Source organism: Roseovarius mucosus, from assembly GCF_002080415.1.
In the GTDB taxonomy this organism is placed as follows: domain Bacteria; phylum Pseudomonadota; class Alphaproteobacteria; order Rhodobacterales; family Rhodobacteraceae; genus Roseovarius; species Roseovarius mucosus_A.
In genome coordinates this window covers 2,164,220-2,184,777 of sequence record NZ_CP020474.1, presented here as the reverse complement: position 1 = coordinate 2,184,777, position 20,558 = coordinate 2,164,220, and the positions used below count along the sequence as shown (strand labels likewise).

Below are 20,558 nucleotides of genomic sequence, written 5' to 3'. Positions count from 1 at the left end.
CAACGACACCGAGCCCTGTCGGGCGACACGCCACCGTTTGCTGGGTGGTCTGTTAAAATGGGGTTCTTCTGAAATGGACGTTTACCTTATTGCTCCAACACCGGAATTTGGACGCGACACGCTTATTTCCGACGCATCCCTCAATCTGGACGAGCGGTTCACACTTATGGCTGCTGCGGGCATTGTGACCGTCGCCGCGTTCTTTGACCCGGATGTAAATTTAACGCTGTGTGATGAACTGATTGAAGATGTGGATTTCACCAATCCCGCACAGATCGTTTGCATCAGCATGAATGTTTCCCAAGCAAGGCGCGGCATCGAAATCGCTCAGGAATTCAAGAAAATGGGGCGAACTGTCGTCATGGGGGGCGCACATGTTTCACTGGCCCCAGAGGTTTTCGAAGCCGACGCTGATTGCCTCGTGATCGGAGAGTTCGAAACTTCGGCAGAGGAATTCATGCGCGATCTGCGGAATGGCGCGCTCAAGCCGCGATATGTAGGTGGCAAGGCGGATATGGCGCTTTCTCCTTTGCCGCGCTGGGATCTTTATCGAAATGAGCGTGTCGTCACCGGAGTTATTCAAACCAGTCGCGGCTGCCCGTTTGAATGCCATTTTTGCGATGTGATCCAGTATCTGGGGCGAACCCAGCGACACAAACCGCCCGAAAAAGTCATCGAAGAATGCCAATTGCTCTATGACCACGGCTATAGAAACATCAGCCTTTCAGATGACAACTTTACGGTCTATCGCAAAAGAACGCGAGAGTTGCTGGAGGTGCTGGCGGCTTGGAATGGGCGTGACGGTCGGGAGCCTGTCCAATTCTCCACCCAGGCATCCATAGATATCGCACGCGACCAAGGCATCATGGATTTGTGCAACGAAGCTGGCGTACGAGACATCTTCATTGGCATCGAAACCAACAGCGACGAGGCACTACAAGAGTCAAAAAAGCGTCAGAACCTGAAGCAGGATCTCGTCAAGCAAACCCAGACTGTGGTGGAATCCGGCATCGTGGTGTCCTCTGGGATGATGATCGGTTTTGACAGCGATGATCTTAGCTGCTTTGAGCGCCAGTTCGAATTTGGCATGGCCCTTCCGGTTGTGACGATCAGGGTAACTGTTTTGGTCGCGCCGGTTGCAACACCTCTTTACGCAACAATGGAGGCCGAAGGACGCCTTATTCAGAACGGCAATGAAATCAGCTTTGCTGGCACGGATTGCTGGACCAATATCATCCCCAAGAACATGACCCGCAAGCAATTGGCCGAGGGCGCAATCTGGCTTGTGGACGCGCTTTTTGAGCCAGACAATGTGATCAAGCGGTTCGAGCATGTCGCTAAACTTTTGAAGCCAGCGCCCGAACATTTGCGACGCCAGTCAAAGGCAAAGATTGCCGGTTCCGGTGTCATGCTGAAACTCATGCGGTCTGGGGCCAAGGACCCCAATGCCAGACGCGTCATTGATGCAGTGAACGAAATGACACGTGCGCGCCCCGAAATCGCATGGGATCTCTCGCCAATTCTGGTCAAATATCTGAACACCTATTTCGCCATCAAGCGATCCTCCATGATACGCTCATCTCAGCTTGATCGCGTCTCCTGATATGGAACGTGCGACGCAGGGCGGCCGTCTTGCGAGACGGGAGTCCACCCATGGAACGACCGTCAGTCTGCGACAGGATATCTTGGATGTTCTGACTGCGCGTGCAGATACGTGCCAGATCAGTGTGCTGGGGCGTGGTGATCGCGCAACCCACTACACCGGATCCCAGTTGCTGGAAAAAGCAGAAAACTGCTTGAAAGATTGGGCCACCTGTCTGGGGAACGGGCCGCAGGTGATGATCGCCGCGCTCCCTTTTGGCGAGGCGTTTTTATTCCCGCTGCTTGCGTCGCTGATCGGCGAAGGCTGTCTGGTGCCCATCGCGCCACCGCGACCATCAGATGCACCGGGCCGGATGCGCCATATTGTGGAAAACTGCGGTGCGACGGTGGTTTTATGCACAAGCGCCCATCAAGCGGCTGTTACTGCCCAGCTGTGTGATGATGAGGGCAATCAGATTTGTCCGGTCTATGTGGTGGACGGCCCGAATGTGCCGCTGGCAACGTTCAATAGCGCACCCAAGATAGCGGCTCCGATCATACAGCACACGTCTGGCTCAACCCGTTTTCCTAAGGCCGTTCCGATCACTTCTCAACAGATCCGCGCCAACTGCGCGATGCTTCAACGGCTTTGGGGCGTGAACGCGGAAACTGTTACAGTCAACTGGCTGCCGCATTATCACGACATGGGGCTGATGGGGGGTATTCTTTACACCCTTCTCAGCGGCGGGCAATCACTGCAGATGAGCCCGTTTGAAATGATCCGCAGCCCGCTCTCCTGGCTCAAGGCGATTTCAACCTATCGTGCAACCTTCAGTGGCGGGCCTGCGTTTGCGTTTCAGGAATGCCTGAATCGTGTTCCTGAAGGCGCCTGTGATACTCTTGACCTATCAAGCTGGAAACGCGCGTTTTGCGGCGCAGAACCCATCCCCGCAGACCTTTTGGGGCGCTTCTCGACCCGGTTCGCAAAGCAAGGACTTGATCCAAAAGCCGCCTTTGCCTGCTATGGCATGGCAGAATACACGCTCTTCATCGCCGGAGAGCCGGGTATCCCGGCAACCGAGGCCACGCTTTCCAACTCCACCGTCGCGCCTTGTCTGTTATCTGCGGAAACGCGCGCGAACATCCGGATTTGCGATCCAAATAGTGGCCATGTCCTGCCCGAGGGTGCGACAGGAGAGTTGTGGTTGCGCGGGGGATCTGCCGCTGCGGAATATATTGGCCAGACTAAGGACACATCGCAAACCTTCGTGCAAACGGCGGATGGCGAAACGTGGCTGCGCACGGGGGATCTCGGACGGGTCTCGGGGCAGTTTCTTCTTATCAGCGGGCGTCTGAAAGACATCATCATCACGAACGGCCAGAATGTCGCCGCAGCAGAGATTGAATGGTTGGCGGCAAAAGAGGATACCGCGCTTAATCCAATGGGGGCCGCCGTCTTTGTGCCGCCCGGTGCGCCAAATGGCCATGCGGCTTTGTTTATCGAGGTTCGGCAAGGCATGACGCCGCAGCGCGACCACCGTCAGCTTGTGTCGGCTATCCGCCGCTCGGTTACTGGCACGTACAGCATAAAACTTGATGATATTCGTATTCTGCCACGGGGTGAATTACCTCGGACAAGCAGTGGAAAGATACGCCGTCAAGTTTTGGCAGACACCTATGTCGCCAACCCCAACGATGTTCTCAGGCGGGAATAACGGCCATGCGCGGCAACATCTGGGCAGATCCTACCTCGTTTTTCAGCACCCCATCGGATGCGGCAGCAGTGCTTCGGGACCTAGAGCTGCCTCGGATCGACCAATATCTTGCAGCCCTGTCAGACAACAGCGATATCAAGCTCGAAAACCTCAACCGCCTGTCAGCAAATACGCTTGTTGCCATGACGGGTGACGATCATCTTAAGACACGCCGCGTCATTGCGCCCTTTTTCAGCAAAGACGGGCTGAAGCACTGGGCAGATATGCTGGACGCTGGGGTTTCCCATGCGCTTGCACAGCTTGCAGCAGCGCCCAAGCCCGATCTGGTCACCAATTTCACGATCCCGTTGTTTTTGCGGGTCATGCCGCAGATGTTTGGCCTCAAGATCGACGAAAGTGAGGCGCATTTCAGAGCCATCGAGACGGTTCAGCGGCTGACCGAACCTTATCTTTCCGTGCCCACTCTGCGCAAACTCGAACATGCGGTGGGTCTGTTGATCCGCACCTTTCCCGATCCTTCAGAGCATCAAAGCCCCGACAAGCCCGAAACGCTGATCGAGTATCTCTATCGGCGGCGCTCCGATCTGCCTGCGGGGCTTGACGCAAGATATCTGGTTCTGGGAATTCTAGTGGGCTCGAACTCGGCCACACAGTCTGTTGCTTTTGCACTCTACGGTCTGCTGACCGGACCACCCCGCAACTGGCAAGACGCGGCGCGCCCTGGCTGGGCCGAGCGCGAGTTGCCGCGGCTTCTTAGCCTTTATCAATCAACGCGCACCCTTGTACGGGTCGCACCCAAGGCGACCACCATCGCCGGGTGCCCGTTCCACAAAGGGCAAGCGGCGGTTGTGGACATCGTCAAAACCAACAGCTGCCTGCGCAGTGACACCAAATCAGGCGTGCGGCACATGAGCTTTGGCAGCGGCGCGCATAAATGCCCCGGATCGTTCCTAAGCGAGATGGTCTTTGCGCAGTCGATCCCTGCATTGGCTCGTCGTTTCCCGAGCATTGTGCTGAACAAAGAGCAATGCAGTTTTGTTCAAACCCCCATGATGCAGGCCCCTACTGCGCTGCCCTGCGAAACGGCGCAAGGATCGCATCGGGCCACCTCGCGGCTGTGCGATATCCGTGATACCGCGCTGGCCCATGAGGTGGTGCGCGACAATGATCGTTTCTCGCCGCCGCAGATGACCAATTACCTATCGACGTTAGCCCAGCACAGTGGGCGCGATCTGACGATAGCGGTTAAAATATCGCAGAATGCCCTGTTCTTCATGGATGGCCCGCGCCACGAAGCCCTGCGCACCGCAATTGGCAGACGCCTCGGAGCAACGCGGCTGCAAGACTGGACAGATCTAGCGGACACGGCCATCGCCGACGCGCTCGACAACCTGACGCGCATGCCCAATCCGGATCTGGTCACCGGCTTCACCGATCTATTGCGCCAGACTGTGATTGCGCCAATCCTTGGCGTGTTCCCGTCCGATCCATCGCAGTTTGAGCGTCTGGCGCCAGAGCTTCAGGCTGTTCTCGAGCCATGGCTGTCGATGCGGGATCTTTTGGCCGTTCAGGAAAAGTTCAACGAAGCGATGGCGCTGATGACAGTGCCCACTACCGCAAACTGCTCACTTCTCAGCGATCTTTTGGCAGAGCCCCCCGAGGGGTTTTCAACCGATGATCTCAAAGCGGTTGTCTTGGTGCTTTACGGGGCCAGCTTCAATCTGTCCCACACCCTTGCAAATATATTGCATCTGATTCTGTCGGACCCGGTCGAAGAGCGCGCCAACATCGAGACGCCAGACTGGATTTCTACCCGCCTGGAAGAGCTGATAGCCCTGTGCGCAAGCCCCAAGTATATCTACCGCATGGCTCGCGCTGATCTTGAGCTGGCCGGCATGGCGATGAAAGCCGGAGATACAGCGCGGCTCACACTTCAGGCTATCAACCGTGACCGCAACCCGGGGGCCTTGCATCTGTCGTTTGGGCAGGGCATGCACCGATGTGTTGGTGCAGCCTTATCGCGATTGATCATCCGACGCGCGATTCCTGCCGTGTTCGAGCGGTTTCCCAACCTATCCCTTGTAAACCAAGGACAGCGCTATTTCCCGATGTCACAAACCGTAGCACTCTCGGCGTTGCCCTGCGTGCTCTCCTCATGAAAGTAAGAAGAATGCCTCAGTCTATTGAAGAGCAGGTGCTTGCATTCGCTGTTGAACAAATAAAGGTTCGCACGAAGGCTGCCGATATGGAAATTACGGCAGACTCTGTCCTTACGGATCTTGGCCTGCAATCAATCGAGGCCGTTCTGCTCAGCGGTGAAATCGAGGATCAGTTTCAAGTGGAAATTGATCCTGCGGACATCTTTGCGCATGACACGTTGGGCGCCTTTGTACGAGAGATCGCGGGGCGTATAGAAGCCTGATGGGACAGTACCATCTTGGCCTTTCGACCTCGGGGCACGATCCTGCCCTTGCAATCGTTGATGAAATGGGCCGCGTTGTTTTTGCCGAAGCGACCGAGCGATTTATGCAAGACAAGCGCGCCTGGGGCATCGCCCCGGATCATGTGACGCATCTTCAATCGGCATTGTCGTCCATCGGCTTTGACCCAGAAACCGACAGCTTACAGGTTGCCACAAGCTGGAAACACGTCAAGGCTGACGTGCCTGTCACATTATCCAACGTCCTACTGCCCGCTACAGACGGGTTATGGCTGCGAGAGCTGCAATCAGCAGCCCAGCGTGGGGCCGGTGCCACGCTATTGCGTCTGCGCCTTGCCTCTACGATGCCAAAGATACGCCGTTTTGATCATCATTTGTGTCACGCCGTATCCGCCACTGTGTTCGCCACGGCCAGCGATGCCGCATGCCTTGTGATCGACGGCGAAGGTGAGGTGGGGGCAGTCTCCTTGTTTGATCTGCGCGACCGACGGCTCAAGCGCCGGTGGCGGTCTTGGGGGCCCGGCAGCCTTGGGACATTTTACGCGTGGCTGACCACCCTATGCGGATTTGACTGGCGCTTGGGCGAAGAATGGAAAGTCATGGGGCTGGCAGCTTTTGGTACTCCCAAGGCCGAGCTGCAGCAGGTTCTGGCCTCGGTCTTGAGCGTGGAGCAGGGGCGTCTGCGATTTGCCGATCACACCATTCTTGTGAAGGCGCATGAAACGCTGTCTCAGTTTGGCCGAAGCGATACAGCACCCGTGTTGCAGGCTGCTGATCTGGCAGCAAGCGGTCAGGCGGTTTTTGCGGATCTCACCGACCAGATCTTGGCTTCTTGCCTTGAGGGGTCTGATGGAACCCTGATCCTCAGCGGTGGATGCGCGTTAAACTCGTCTTACAACGGAACCATTGTTGGGCGCACCGGCTTTGAGCGTGTCTTTGTGCCGCCCGCACCTGCGGATGATGGCAACGCGATTGGTGCGGCAATGCTCAGTTGGATGCAAACAACGGGTGAAACCCGCATCCCTGTCTCTAACGGTTCGGCCTACTTGGGCAGCTCCTCGGCACCAAAGGCCGTGGGGCGCCTGTCCCATTTACAAGGGTTGGGCCATGTCAGCGATATCTCGGGCGATAGCGCGGGACAGATTGCCAAGCATTTGGCTCAAGGCAAGATCATCGGCGTGATGCGCGGGCGGGCAGAGTTTGGCCCGCGCGCCCTGGGCAACCGATCCATCCTTGCTGATCCAAGATCACCAGATATGAAGGGTCGTATTAATCGCTGCGTCAAGGGACGTGAGCCGTATCGCCCTTTTGCCCCAGTGATTGCAGAGAACCAGGTGTCAGAGTGGTTCGAGCGCCCACAACCTTCTCCGTATATGTCGGTGACATTGCCGTGGCGTGCCGCTGGAATGGCGCGTGTTCCTGCCGTCGTTCACGAGGATGGAACCGGACGGTTGCAAACCGTGTCACCAACAAACGCAGCGTGGATGCATGATTTGACGCAAGCCTTTGGCGCGCTGACAGGCGTGCCCATCGTTCTGAACACAAGCTTCAATATCATGGGCAAGCCCATCATTCATTCAGTAGAAGACGCTCTCGCCGTTTTTGCGACGTCAGGTTTGGATGCTGTGCTGATAGATGATTATCTGATCGAGAAATAGAATGAGCGACACGCATAGGTGTGAACACTGGCTTAAGGTCATTGGCAATTTTGTGGAACCATGGCCGGGCCGAAAGTTCGGGGCCTTTAACCACATCGCAATCACAAACGAGGCTGGCAGCAAACCGCCACTCTTGTGGGTTTTCAATAGCGCGATCGAATTCCCGGCACTGGCAGAGGCCCTTGGGCCAGATCAGCCCCTGATCGGCATGCGGTCCTTGAATACGGTGATCCGAAGAGAATCCCTGACCACTTGGCACAACCGAACGCTTGCAGCATCCTATGCCAACGACCTGGCATCCTATCTGCGCGACAGGCCGTGCACAGTGGGCGGCAATTGCCAAGGGGCAGCAATCGCAGGGGAATTGGCCCGCAACTTGGTTTTCAACGCTATAGATGTGCAAGGCTTCATAGCAATGGAATGGATAGAGGTTCCGGCTTTGCCCGTGCAGGCCACGTTGCTCTTTGGTGCCGAGAGCAAGGACTATAATCCCTTTCTGAGAAATATTGATCCTTGGCCCGCCTGGAATCGGCTTTTTGTGAATCCCACCTGCCGGATATTGCCAGGGGGGCACGGCACCTATTTTCGTCCCGATACGATATCCGCGCTTGCAGGCGAGGTGCGTCACGCTCTTGCCCTGCCAAAAGCTCCAGCAGTTTCAGATCGGTCGGCCTTGGCGCCCGAAACGATCCCGCAGACGGTTGCGACAAGGCAGCATATCACGATCTCGATCAAATGCGCCGAACTTCAGGCCGGCGATGACGTTCTGGCCGTTTGGGAATGCGATGCCAGCGTGCTGCCGCATTTAGAGGTGATCGTCATTGCCGAGACAGCGACGAGCGGCCAGCTACTTGAATTCCGCGCACCTGCCATCGCTGGCAGTTGGACACTGCAGCTTTTCCTGACCAACCCGTTGCACGGGCCATTGACCTGGAACGTCGATACTCTGCGTGAGTACAGGATTACCGTCGTGGATGAGCAAGACACTACAGCTTAGCGACCATCGCAAAGCGGTCAGCCTATCAGATGTCAGTGGTCAGTCTGCGCGACACTGATGGGCTGGTTCGCCTGTCTTCACGGAAAGTGGCGATTCATCCGCGATTACAGGTGGTTGACCGATTCTGTTTGCAGCCCCTCAGGCGTCATAACGAGAATGAAAACGCCACACCCGCCGCAAAGTTCAGAGGTTCTGAGGAGAGCAGCCGCCTCTTCAACAAGCCGTTCGGCATTGCTTTCCGGGCCATGGTTCTACGGTCAGGTCAGCGCAGGACATGAGCAGGAATTTCAGAACATTCTCAAGACTCTGCTGCAAGAGCGCTTGCCCAAACTGAAGTCGGGCGGGTCCAAACACGCAATGCGGGTTTTTGCAATCAAGTTTATGTGATAGGTTGCAGAATATTTTCAGTTTATCAGGAGATTCCGGTGGACCGAATTTTTAGTAATTTTAATCGCTTCGCTTGTATTTCGCTCTCGGTTGCGATGCTGCTGAATTTTCCAAGTAAAGTATTGGCACAACAGGGAAATTTAGAAAAGCCTATTGAGTGCAGCAATATCCACGACACCGTCAATCAAGCGGAAGGCGCTGCTCGATTCGCTCGCACGCTCTGTGCGGATATCGTCGCGCTTGACCAGATGATGGTTTACAACCGCTTTGGCAGCTTCAACCCGTACGGGATGATCTATGCGCTCCGGCGGGACGTTGTCAGCAGTGCAACCCCGGTCAAGGCGCTGACAGCCGATCAATGCGACATGGGCCTCGGCATCGAAAGCCACGGCACTGACCTTGCCCCCGGCAAGGTCCGCCTGCGCGATTGCAAGCGGCCCAGACCATTGACGCTACGCGCCAATGTCGGTGACATTCTTCATATCAGATTAGGCAATGCGCTACGCGCAGAGGCACCGGGATTTTCCGAGACATTCTGCAAGACCCGTGCAGATGAGCCGGGCATGCCCTATGGCGCAGAGCTGCATGGCCTGCGCGCCGCAGTGTCAGAAGAGACCGTTTCCGGGCAGCTTGATCATGATGAGGCGTCTTGTCGACCGGCAAACGGCTCTCCGCGACCCAGCGCTGATGGCAATTGGCCAATGACGCGCGGCGCAAATTTGGCCATTCAGGGACTGACATCTTTTGGGTTACGGGACGGCCAGATGATCGAGGCTCCTGATGCCTGCAAGGGTCTTGCCGCGATCAAACCGGGCGCGGCCATCGATTGCTTTTACATGATCGAACGTGAGGGCCCGTTCTTTATGGCAAGCACCGGCGCGCCCTCGGGCGGACAGGGCGATGGCGGCAGCTTGACGCACGGGCTTTTTGGGGCTGTCATGGCCGAACCATCCGCATCACGCTGGTATCGCAGCCAGGTGACGCAAGGCGCGTTCCGGGCAGTATGGCGGGCTGCGGAAAACGCCGTGCGCCATGCGATCCGCGCCGCTGATATTGATGATCCATCTCGCTACGAGGTGGTGGAGCGCGATCCCATCTCGGGCCGCCCATTGCCTTTGTTGAACATGCTGGCACGTGTGGATCGCGCCGACGCGGCACTCCGCGACGAAGACCCGAATGCGTATTTCGCCAAAGGCGTGTTCGAGGTGGTCCATTCCGATCTCAACGCCATCGTGTATCGCGAAGATCGCGAAGCGGGCCGCCCGCTCGCCTTCCGAGAATTCTCGGTTTTCTTCCATGACGAGCTGAAAACCTTTTATCCGCGCAACTTCGAGGAACTGGGCGCCTTTGGTGCGGGCCAGCTTTCCGGGGTCCGCGACGGGTTCGCCATCAATTACGGGGCCAGCGGGATGGGGGACATGCTGCTTGCCAACCGCAAAGGCATCGGCCCCGCCGCCAATTGCCAGGAATGCCTCTATGAGGAATTCTTCTTGACCTCTTGGGCCAATGGCGATCCCGCTCTTCTCGAGCATTACAGCGACGATCCGTCAAACGTGCATCATTCCTATCTCAACGATCCGGTGGTTTTCCGCAATTTCCATGCCGGACCAAAGGAGACGCATGTCTTCCATCTTCACGCGCATCAATGGTTTGCGGGCAATGACGGCAATCGTGGCGCGTATCTGGACAGCCAGACCGTCGCACCGCAGCAGGGCTTTTCCTACGACATCTACGGTGGCGGGATGGAGGTTTATCATCGCGGCACGCAGGGCGAGCAAGGTTGGTACGAGACGCTGGGGTCAGGCAACCGCAACCGGACGGTGGGGGATTCGATCTTTCATTGCCATCTCTATCCGCACTTTGCCCAAGGGATGTGGGAACTCTGGCGCGTTCATGACGTGCTCGAGGATGGCTCTCGCAAACTTCCAGACGGGCAATGGGAACCGGTCCTGTCGCTGGCCGAGATGGGTGAAAAGATCAAGGCGCGCAAACGGCCAGGATCGGTTGATCAGGCGACCGGCCGTTGGATAGAGCCGTCAGCTGGGCTTGGCCCACAGAACGTCGGCACACCAGTGCCAGCGATTGTACCGTTGCCGGGACAGGCCTGGCCAGTGCTGCCGAGCTATCCCATGGATGTGGCGAAACTTGACGAAGAGGGCGGCGTATCTGCCGATCCAGTAAGCGAGATCACCACGTTCGCAGGCTATCCGTTCTACATCGCAGGCCAACCGGGCCACCGCCCACCACAGGCACCGATGGACATCGCCCGCGCCTTGGATGGCGATATGGTGACGGGTGACTATCTCGACGGCGGCATGCCGCGCCATGTGGTCACCGATGACAGCACCCGCGCCTTGCCCTTTACCGTGCCGCAAAGCGTGGCAGACCGTCTTGCGGCTGATCCCGGCACGAGCAATCTTGCCTCGGCGCTGGCAGATCCTGCGCTGCGACAGCGCGAGGCGCTGCAATCGCAGATCCTTGCCACAGCGCTATCGCTTGGCGACATGACCATGAAGCTCAAGGCCCTCACGATCGACCTGCTGGAATACGATGGCGAGCCGATCGAACGCTCGGCCATGGCCTTTCACCACAACGGTGTTCTGCCGGATGGCACGGCGCTTACGGTGCTGGCACCGGACGGCAGCAGCTCGCTGTTCGAGCCCTCGGATGGCGGATATCCGACACAGGGCGGAGCCAAGCGATTTACCGTCAACGGCGCGCCCGCCAAACCTGGCGCGCCATTCGCTGATCCGTGTGGCGCGCCCTCGGCTTTTGGCCAGATCACGCGGATTGACGCGGACAACTACAGCTTTGTTTCCGGTGGGGCCAGCTTTCCAATCCTGACCGTTTCAGCGGGTCAACCGCTGGTTGGCGGCGCGGATGCAGGCGACGCCGAAGTCTCGAATTGGGTCGAGCACGAACGCACCGACCGTTTTCCGAACGGCCCTCCCACGCTCTACTACATGGATGGTGCGACAGCGCGGGTGATCGAACGCGGTGCCCATGTGTTTGAAAGTGATCCGTTTCTCAAGGGTCTCAAGTCTGTGGAGTTTACGCCCGATCCAGCGGTCATCGGATACCGCCGCTACGAGGGCTCGGCGGTGCAGGTGGATATGATCACCAACCGCGCAGGCTGGCATGACCCGCAGGCGCGGATCAACGTTCTGACCCATCCGGCGGATGGCTATCCCGGCTCGGACAGCTACAAAAAGGGCGGCGGTCGCATTTCACCCAAAGTGACAGCCAGCGAAGAGCCGTTCTTCTTTCGCGCACTCTCGGGCGAATGCATCGAATTTCGCCACACCAACGAGTTGCCCAAAGAGCTGGAACTCGACGATTTTCAGGTCAAAACTCCGACCGACACCATCGGCCAGCACATCCATCTGGTAAAGTTTGACGTCACCGCCTCGGACGGGTCGAGCAACGGCTTCAACTACGAGGACGGTACTTTTGCGCCGGGCGAAATCGCAGCGCGCATCTGTGCGGCCAAAAACACCGCGTCCATTGCAGATGTCAGTTTCAGCCGTAGTCCCGGTGAGCTGTTGATGCGGGAATATTCCGGCGACAAGGGCGACCTATGTGCAAAGGACCCAAAGACCGGGCTTTGGAAGGTAAGCGAGGCCTATGATCACAAGATCTGGACACTCCCCTTGTCGGGGTATCGCGAGTTGTTTCAGACCACGACGCAACGGTGGTTCGCCGATCCGATCCTGTCGGACACGCGCGCGCCGGATGACGGCAGTGGCATAGGCAAGGCTGATCGCACCCTTCGCACGGTGTTCAGCCATGACCATTTCGGTCCGTCCTCTATCCAGCAACACGGGTTTTACACCGCGCTGGTGATTGAGCCGCAGATCGCCCAGATTTGCGATCCGGGCAAGGTCTCTTGCACCGCTCCACGCGTCGACCGCGAGTTGGTTACAGCGGGGCCGCAGGATGTCGGGGCACGCAAGGTGATCGTAGACCTGCTTCCGGTCGACACCGATGTGCTGACCTACCGTGAATTCGCGGTATCCATCGCTGATTTCGCGCTGCTCTACGATCCGCGCAATAACGTGCCCGTCGAGGCTGTTGAAAAAGCGCTTCAGGGCGGTGACACGATGGCGATGAAGGGCATGCTGACCCTCGCCTGTGAGGCGCGCCATGGTGCCCGCGCCGCCGCGCTCGAGGCCAGCGGCGCGCCCTCGGTGCAGGTTGATGCGCGGCTTCAGGACATGTCTGATATCTGCGATTCCGCCTTGGCCAAGGATGGAACCGGCTGGTTTGGTGCCATGGGCGATCTGCCACCGGCCTGGCTTGCGGCGGGCCGTCCGGGTGATCCGGCGCATCAGGCTGGCCTTGCGCCCGCGCTTCTTGATCAGGTTACTGTCAACTATCACGGCACAGACTATTCGGCACCGGATTTCCTCCAGCTTTACATGACCGATTACCGCGCCAAGGCGGCGGGCCATGCCCCCGGTCCAGAGGCGCTGCTGGCCAGCCCCGTCTCGCCACCCGCCCGGCCCGAGAGCATTTCGGTCGACCACCACGATCCATATCTGGTGAATTATCGCGGAGAGCCCTTTCCCCTGCGATTGGGCGAGGATTCCCGTGCGGGATCATCTTGTGCACTTACACCGCGTGTCGAGGACTGGGTGACCCCCCTGCTCAACGGCGTGACAGACCGCTGCGAGATCAGTCGCCAAAAGACAGGTGAACCCGGTGATCCGGCGAATGTCATGCTGAGCGCGCTGCACCAAGACCCGGCAACGCCAATCTTTCAGGCGCTCGATAACGAACCCTTGCAGTTCCGATTGATCCAGGGCGCGCAAGAGGTGCAGCACACCTTTACGGTTGAGGGCATGACACTGCCCCGCAATATCGACCAGATGTTCCCAAGCGCAACCTCGGAACGCGAGCCGATCACCCCGCGCGAGACCTTGGTGCGAACCTGCGAAACCAATGAGGGCGCAGCCAGCAGCGTGCGCATGGCTCGGGCTGGTCGACCCGACGAATATCGCCAATGGGCTGCCTATGGGGCCAACCATTGGCCTGCGGGTTCCTCGCAACGGCAGTTTTGGGCGGATATCGAGGCGCAGCTTGCGCAATGCTTCAACGCCGATGGGCGCATCGCCGCACAGGAAATCGGCATATCAGAGCATTTCGAGTTCCGCGCCGCCTTTCTCTATGACAACAATTTCAGTGGTCTGGGCGAGGAAGTGAGCCGCAACCGCTTTGCGCCCGGGCGCATTACCTCGGTGCAAACGCTGCTGGATTTGCTGCGCGAGCGGCGCGAGCAATTGGTGCTTCGCACGCGCGTGTCCGACACCCCGTATCACTTCGGATCGCAGGATGCGCTTTGGAATGGGGCCTGGGGGCTGATCCGGGTTGCGGCGGACAATCGCAATTACCTTGCATATGTCACGCTGTTGGAACAGGTCGACCGGTTCATCGCCGAGGTCGAGCCGCTGGTACGCGACAATCCCGATGCGCCGCCGCCACCTGCCCTGTTGCGTGACAGCACGCGCCTCCTCTTGGCTCCACTCGACGAAGCGGTCAAGCGCTTGCCAGAGCTGTCGACTGATCCGCAACTGCGGGCGCTGCCGCGTAATCTCGGCACCCTTGATGCCGCACCGGATCAAGACACCGCCGCCACACCAGAGCCGCTGATCGTTCCGCTCGAGCGGTTTCAGGATGAGGCACAACGCACCTTGCGAGCGCTGCCAGAGCTGCGCCAAGATCGGGCGCTCAAACGGCTTCAGCTTCCGGTGCCCGAGCGCAGCCCGATTCTGCGGCCCGAGTTGAACCAGCTTGAGCTGTTCTTTCGTGGCAAGACCGAGGTGCCCGATTACCAGCCAGTCGCCGAGTGCCCGCGCAACGCCCCCAACGTCTATACTGCCATCGTCGCCATCGAAGCCGAGACGGTGTTTCCGGGGCAGGCGGGCACCAACTACAGCACAAGCTTGAACGATCCTGACGGTCTGTTCTTTGCGCTTGTCGATCCGCGAGTTCTGATCAATCCCGATATGCCGCAAAGCGTGTCCGACCTTGATCTCGAACTGCGCACGAACTGGGAAGCGATCCCGCTCTCTCGGGTGATCGACGCCGTCCGCCGCTTTTATGACAAGCCAGAGCCGCTGGTGATCAACGTGAACGCCGGTGACTGCGTTTTCGTGACCTTGCTCAATGCGCTGCGCTACCAAGACGGGCGCATTCCGGGTCTTGCGGACGGCACAGGCGATGCGCGCATGCCCGGCATTACCTCGCTCAACGTCGAGCGGCCATGGGAGGCTGCTTCGGAAGAAGAGAACACACCGCACGAGATGAACGCCGACAGCGACCGCAGCACAGACGTGGTGCCCTCCGCACGGCTCGCGGTGACGCTGCCCTTGCCGATCCTGACGCGGCAGAGCAGCTATGGCCGGCCCTTTGGGAACAATGCGATCTGGGCGCTCAGTGGTATTCCCGCCGATCAGCGCGACCCAACCCTGTCGATCCGCGACCGCACCGATCGGCTAAAACGGCCACGCATTGCCGAGATTGAGCAGTTCCAGTTCTACGCTGGTCTTGCCTATGCCGATTATCGCTACACGCTGCCCACGCCGCTTGTCGCAAGCCTGTCCGAAACATTGGCCCCTCAAACCGCCGATTTCCTCGGTGATCTGGGCCGTGGCATCACGATCCCCGAGGGCATAGCCGCGCTTCCGCTGGCGGCCCCTTCGGGCAACGCGCCGACCCTTCTTGGCAATCAGTTGCTACAATTACGTGACCAGCGCGACGGGGCCATCTCACGCCTGCGCACAACTCTTGAGGAGGTCCCGCAACAACCCACACCCGAGGTTGACCCCCCAATCCGCGTGCCCGCGATCGACGGGCAGCTCCGCGATATCGGGCGTCTCCCGCAGGGAACCTTGCGCCAACTCGAAGGCCGTGTCCCGCAAATGTCGGGCGAGGCCCGCGTGGTTCTGCCGGGGGATACCCTGCTCCGAGACTCGCTCGGGCAGTTGAACCGCATCCCCAATCTGCGACCAGCTGACCTTGACCGTCGCTTGGCAGACATAATCGACGGGTTCGAGATCGACCGAGAGCGCCTTGTGCCCAGCCCGGACAGTCTTGGGATTATCAAGCGTCAACTTGTCACGCATTTCATTCCCTATGCCTATGGCGCACTGCCGCTCAAATCGTTCGGCGATGTGATCGGGCATCCGACGCATGGGTTGATCGGGGCCATTACCGTGGTGCCACAAAACGCCTCTATCGGCGATGTCCGTGGCCGCAAAATACGCTTCGAGGCTTGTGAAAACAGGCTCGTGGCACCGGGCACCAGCATCGCGCCGCAGCTCCGCCTTTATGATCTGGGCGAGCTTCAGGCGCGCCGCTGGCTCGAGCTTGAGCGCCTGCCGAACCGCACGATCCGCCTCCTGTGTGAGAATTACGTGATCGTGCCACCAGCCGGCGCACGCAGCGCTTGGCCACCAATGTGGCACGCGACACTGCGCGCCCGCGGTCCGGATGGTGCAGGCAGCCACCCGATCCGGCAATTCACCTTGTTCTGGCAGGACGGGTTGAACCAGCGCGACCGTGACACCGCCGATATCTGGGCGCTCGGGGGCTCGAATGAGCGGCTGGTCAAGGATTGCGCGATCTGTGATGACAGCTACGATTGGGGCGACAAGGGCGTGAGCTATCTTAGCGAGCCATTCCATGTGCGGCTGCGGGATACCAATCTTGGGCCCGTCGAATCCCACTATAACCTCAATGAAAAAGACTTTGGCACAGCCTTCTGGAAACTGAAACCAACTGAAATCCCAACCGCGACCAAGGCACCGATGCCGGTTCTCAGAGCTGTGGCGGGCGAAGAGGTGGTGGTGCACGTGGTCCATCCGGGCGGTCGCGCGCGCCAGCGTGCCTTCGCCACCATCGCGCAGGATTACAGCGATCTGTTTCCGGGCTTTGGTTTCCCCCGTGCCGCGTTGCTCGCTCCGGGCAAGGCGATCACGGCGTCGCTGACCAAAGTGGTCGAGCCGGGCTGCTACCTGTGGTTTGACGGCCCGCTACACCTGCGTGCAGGTGGGGTTTGGGGGCTGCTCGACGTGCTGACACCGGCGCAGGCCCGCGACCCCAAGGCGACATCATGCAGCGCGCGCCGCTGATCGCCCTTCTGCTGGCCGTACTGGCCACGACGGGGCAAGGCAGGGCGCAGGCCAGCCTTACTGCGGCGCTGACCCTGCACGACCCTATCACCGGCGCGCCCACCACCGCAGATGACGGGAAACCCGTGCGCCTGCGCGTCCAACTTACGGATCCCGTAACTGGCCTGCCACCGCGCGGCGTGGATTTGTTGGGCTGGGTGCGGGGCGTGGCTGCGGATAATCCCGGCTGCGAAAGGGCTGCACAAAACTACCGCGCGACCCGTCGAACACCGCTTGGGTCTGTCGACCTGAACGGAATCCTGCTGGCCACCTACAACAGCGATGCAAGCCTTAGCGTGGTTGATCCCAAGCTAAACTTCTATTCCTCGAACTTGGTCGCCGCGCATCGCCTTGATGGCGCACCCACCTCTGTCGCCACCAGCGCACGACAAATGCGGGCTTACGTGGGCTATCCCAATGACGGGATCATTCTCGCCGCCAGCCTGACCGGCCCGGATCGGCATGTGCTGGCCGAGGGGCTGCCCGGTGTTACCTCGCTGGTCACGGCGCGCACGGGTGATCTCTGGGCTGGGGATCGTGCAGGGCAGGTGATGCGCCTGTCACCAGACGGCACCCTGCGCGAGACGCGGCGCTTGGGTGTTGACGCGGTTACGCTGACCCGTCCGCGCGATCCTGAAACCGACAGTATCGCCGCCTATACACCAGCGGGCGCAGCGTTTCTGCTTGACGGGGCAACCGGGCGAGACATCCTGAACACCACCTTTTCCAGCCCCGTGGCAGACCTGAGCATCGTCGGCGATACCGGCCTGTTGGCCGTTCTGCGCGACGCCCCGCAGGCCGAGATGCGCTATGCCGATGCCCCCGATGCGCCACTGACGATCCCACTTGGCAAGACATTCGCCCGAATCGAAACCGGGCCCGATGCGCGTATCGCTCTGGCTTATACCCCCGGCGATAGCATTGTGGCGCTGATCGACCTTGCACTTGGCCGCGTGGTGCAATCCGTGGAACTGGCCGATGCCAGCGTCAGCGAGGTCACCTTTACCGATAACGCCGCCTTCATCCTCAGCCATGATGGCGGCTTTCTTGGTGCGATTGATCTCGCCACTGTCGCACTGGGCAAGGCGGCCGTGCTGCGCAAGATCGACCTTGGGGCCAAGACCGAGCGGCCCGAGGGCACAGATGGGCTGCTGGTGCCGCTCTTTCCCTCGCCACAGGTCATCGCGGTCGAGCCGCGGTTTCAGACCGGCTGGTTGGTAGGCGAGTTGGCCTCGACCGTCGAGATGCCGCCGATGGACTCGATCCGCTTGCGCGGTGGTATTCCGCAATCGCTTCAGGTGATCGACCGCAGCTTTCAAGAGGTGGAAACCGGCGTCTTCGAAACAGTATGGGCCTTTGATGCGGGCGCGCGCGAACTGATTCTAACAACCTTCGCGGGCCAACTCTCAACCTGCGTGCCCTTTCATGTTCGCGGCTTCGTCGAACAGCATGCCCTAACCCCGGTACGGCTTGTGCGCGAGGGTGCCCAAGTCCCGGTCGCCGGGGAACCCTTTGACCTCGTATTCCAGGTGACGGGCCCCGACGACCGCCCGCTACCAGTGCCCGGCCTGCACCTGATGGTGCCAAGCATGCTCTCGGGCACGATGGTCGAGGCGACGGCAACCGCCGACGCGGCCGGTCTCTTGCGGGCGCGCCTGACCTTGCCGCATGAAGGGCCATTCGTGGTACAGCCCCGCGACTTGCCGCAAGGCTTGGCGCTACGCTCTGCTCTCATCCTCAAGGCACGCTCCGAGAAGGAAACTCCATGATCCGCACAGCGCTTCTTACGCTTTTTATGGCCGCTGCCCCCGCTTTGGCCGATGGGCCTGCAACGGCGGATTTTGCCCGTGAACGTCTGGCGATGCCGCAGGTGACGCTGATTGACCAATATGCCCGAGAGCAGGCGTTCCACGGCCCGTTGACCGATGGGCAGATGCTTGTGATCAACTTCAACTACACAACCTGCGAGTCGATCTGCCCAATCGGCAATGACGTGATGGCCGAACTGGACGATATGCTGCCGATCGATGCGCCGGTGCGGCTGCTGTCAATCACCATCGACCCGGGTCGCGACACGCCCGCCCATATGCGCAAAGCGGCAGACACCTTTGGCGCAAGTGAGCGCTGGTCATGGCTGACCGGCACGCCGGGCGAGGTGTCGCGCCTTCTGGCAGCGTTCGATGCAGATTTCGCCAATATCGTCCTTCATGACCCGGTGTTTATTGTCGGGGATTTGCAGTCGGAACGCTTTTACAGGTCACAATCCATACCCGAGGCGCAAGAATTGGCAGATCTGGTCGCATCGCTGATCCGGTGAGGGGGCTTTTTCTGGCAGCGCTGCTGTTTCTTGGCACGGCCAGCATGGCGCAAGACGGGCACGAGATGTTCACCGGCCAAGCCGCTGTCGCCGATCCGGCTGGCGAACGCAGTCTTATCCGTTTTCCGTGCCACACCTGCCACGGGCGCGACGGGCAGGGGGGAATCGAGGGCGACGTGCCGCCAATCGAATGGTCGCGTCTTTCGGTGGCCTCCGCTGACAGGCCGGGATACGGTGCCGATACGTTCCACCGTGCGGTAACAGAAGGTATCGCAGTGGATGGCAGGCCGCTCAGCCGCCTCATGCCGCGTTACGCGCTCAACCGCGCCGAGACAGACACCCTGCGTGCCTATCTGGGCCGACTGCACGAAATCCAGAGGCGCGGCGTGCTATCCGACAGGCTGCGGATCGGGGTTGCCACCATTCCGGGTGCCGCTGAAATTTCCGATGGCTACAGGGCTGCGCTGGCGAAATCGCTGTCAGAGCGGCTGGGCGGCGACCGCGTTTACGGGCGGCAGATAGAATTGGTGCCCGTTGATGCAACACAGCCCGGCGAGGCGCACGATCTGCTCGCCGTGATCGGCCTGCCAGTTGCGGCGGTGAACCCCTTCACACAGCTTGGCCTGCCTGTTCTGGCACCTGTCGGCGCGCTTTCGGGTAACGAGGATTCCAGCATCCTGCGCGGCATCACGCCCTCGCGGGATGCGCTGCACGCAGCGCTCGCAGCGGAAGTCGCGACCAAGGGGCAAAGGCCGATCTTGGTCGTATCGCAAGACCCGGCGCAACGCAGCGCCTTTGCACTGGCGCTATCACTGGCCGCACCAGACCGCGCGCAGACCGATCATGCAAAAGAGGCCGAGGATATCGTCGTGCTCGATGCCTCCCCCCTGCCACAGAACAGCGCAGCAAGGGTCTGGATCACGTGGCAAAGCCTTGCAGCGCGAAGCACCACAGCCGCACCCGACCAAACGATCATGGTCGCCATCGAAACCCCACGCATTGTCTCGGATGCCATCACGGCGCAGACGCATCCGATCCAGATCCATGCACAAGAGGCAGGCGCCGTTCTCGCAGAGGCGCTAAAGGCGGCTGGGCGCGATGTCACCCGGGCGAGGCTGCTCAGGGCGCTTGGGGATACGGTGCTTGTAGATATCGGATTGGACTACGCGCGTTTTCCACTGACCGGCACCGAAGAAATCGCCGTTGTCCCGATGCCCTAGAGCATGTTGTCCAAAAGTCGGAACCGGCACGGGGTTTTTGAGCACAATATCCAAGCCCTTGGGGCGGATCGC

General features: G+C 59.7%; 11 protein-coding genes. All 11 read left to right on the top strand.

Going from position 1 to position 20,558, the window contains the following annotated elements; translation table 11 throughout:
- Positions 1 to 73: 73 nt before the first annotated feature.
- The 11 genes from ROSMUCSMR3_RS10495 to ROSMUCSMR3_RS10455 all read left to right on the top strand — a co-directional run bounded on the left by ROSMUCSMR3_RS10495 (position 74) and on the right by ROSMUCSMR3_RS10455 (position 20,486).
- Positions 74 to 1,603, top strand: coding sequence for a radical SAM protein (locus tag ROSMUCSMR3_RS10495; RefSeq protein ID WP_008282693.1), 1,530 nt, complete (start codon positions 74 to 76; stop codon positions 1,601 to 1,603).
- Positions 1,604 to 1,685: 82 nt separating this feature from the next.
- A complete protein-coding gene (locus ROSMUCSMR3_RS10490; RefSeq protein WP_157667289.1) occupies positions 1,686 to 3,296 on the top strand; it encodes an AMP-binding protein in 1,611 nt (536 codons plus the stop codon).
- A 5-nt stretch (positions 3,297 to 3,301) separates the two neighbouring features.
- Positions 3,302 to 5,455, top strand: coding sequence for a cytochrome P450 (locus ROSMUCSMR3_RS21015; RefSeq protein ID WP_087148873.1), 2,154 nt, complete (start codon positions 3,302 to 3,304; stop codon positions 5,453 to 5,455).
- Positions 5,456 to 5,541: 86 nt separating this feature from the next.
- The gene (locus tag ROSMUCSMR3_RS21010) at positions 5,542 to 5,718 is read left to right on the top strand and encodes an acyl carrier protein (protein WP_219434894.1); all 177 of its coding nucleotides are present in this window, start codon (positions 5,542 to 5,544) and stop codon (positions 5,716 to 5,718) included.
- Positions 5,718 to 7,394 carry a carbamoyltransferase gene (locus tag ROSMUCSMR3_RS10480; RefSeq protein ID WP_081507279.1) on the top strand — a complete coding sequence of 559 codons (1,677 nt, stop codon included), beginning with the start codon at positions 5,718 to 5,720 and terminating at the stop codon, positions 7,392 to 7,394. Before ROSMUCSMR3_RS21010 ends, ROSMUCSMR3_RS10480 begins: the two co-directional genes overlap by 1 nt.
- A gap of 217 nt (positions 7,395 to 7,611) precedes the next feature.
- Positions 7,612 to 8,391: a hypothetical protein gene (locus ROSMUCSMR3_RS10475; protein ID WP_157667287.1), complete on the top strand. Its 780-nt coding sequence runs from the start codon at positions 7,612 to 7,614 to the stop codon at positions 8,389 to 8,391.
- Positions 8,392 to 8,547: 156 nt separating this feature from the next.
- Complete coding sequence (locus tag ROSMUCSMR3_RS21135; RefSeq protein ID WP_157667286.1) at positions 8,548 to 8,778, top strand: hypothetical protein; 231 nt, start codon at positions 8,548 to 8,550, stop codon at positions 8,776 to 8,778.
- 251 nt (positions 8,779 to 9,029) lie between these two features.
- Positions 9,030 to 16,910 carry a hypothetical protein gene (locus ROSMUCSMR3_RS10470; protein WP_081507277.1) on the top strand — a complete coding sequence of 2,627 codons (7,881 nt, stop codon included), beginning with the start codon at positions 9,030 to 9,032 and terminating at the stop codon, positions 16,908 to 16,910.
- Positions 16,892 to 18,718, top strand: coding sequence for a hypothetical protein (locus tag ROSMUCSMR3_RS10465; RefSeq protein WP_081507276.1), 1,827 nt, complete (start codon positions 16,892 to 16,894; stop codon positions 18,716 to 18,718). The genes ROSMUCSMR3_RS10470 and ROSMUCSMR3_RS10465 overlap by 19 nt, the downstream gene beginning before the upstream one ends.
- Positions 18,715 to 19,266, top strand: coding sequence for an SCO family protein (locus ROSMUCSMR3_RS10460; RefSeq protein WP_081507275.1), 552 nt, complete (start codon positions 18,715 to 18,717; stop codon positions 19,264 to 19,266). The genes ROSMUCSMR3_RS10465 and ROSMUCSMR3_RS10460 overlap by 4 nt, the downstream gene beginning before the upstream one ends.
- Positions 19,263 to 20,486: a hypothetical protein gene (locus tag ROSMUCSMR3_RS10455; protein ID WP_081507274.1), complete on the top strand. Its 1,224-nt coding sequence runs from the start codon at positions 19,263 to 19,265 to the stop codon at positions 20,484 to 20,486. Before ROSMUCSMR3_RS10460 ends, ROSMUCSMR3_RS10455 begins: the two co-directional genes overlap by 4 nt.
- Positions 20,487 to 20,558 lie beyond the last annotated feature (72 nt).

Bases quoted from the DNA above. Each gene is read 5' to 3' on its own strand.
- ROSMUCSMR3_RS10495 (WP_008282693.1), top strand. From the start codon at position 74: ATGGACGTTTACCTTATTGCTCCAACACCGGAATTTGGACGCGACACG.
- ROSMUCSMR3_RS21015 (WP_087148873.1), top strand. From the start codon at position 3,302: ATGCGCGGCAACATCTGGGCAGATCCTACCTCGTTTTTCAGCACCCCA.
- ROSMUCSMR3_RS21010 (WP_219434894.1), top strand. From the start codon at position 5,542: ATGGAAATTACGGCAGACTCTGTCCTTACGGATCTTGGCCTGCAATCA.
- ROSMUCSMR3_RS10480 (WP_081507279.1), top strand. From the start codon at position 5,718: ATGGGACAGTACCATCTTGGCCTTTCGACCTCGGGGCACGATCCTGCC.
- ROSMUCSMR3_RS21135 (WP_157667286.1), top strand. From the start codon at position 8,548: ATGAAAACGCCACACCCGCCGCAAAGTTCAGAGGTTCTGAGGAGAGCA.
- ROSMUCSMR3_RS10470 (WP_081507277.1), top strand. From the start codon at position 9,030: ATGGTTTACAACCGCTTTGGCAGCTTCAACCCGTACGGGATGATCTAT.
- ROSMUCSMR3_RS10465 (WP_081507276.1), top strand. From the start codon at position 16,892: ATGCAGCGCGCGCCGCTGATCGCCCTTCTGCTGGCCGTACTGGCCACG.
- ROSMUCSMR3_RS10460 (WP_081507275.1), top strand. From the start codon at position 18,715: ATGATCCGCACAGCGCTTCTTACGCTTTTTATGGCCGCTGCCCCCGCT.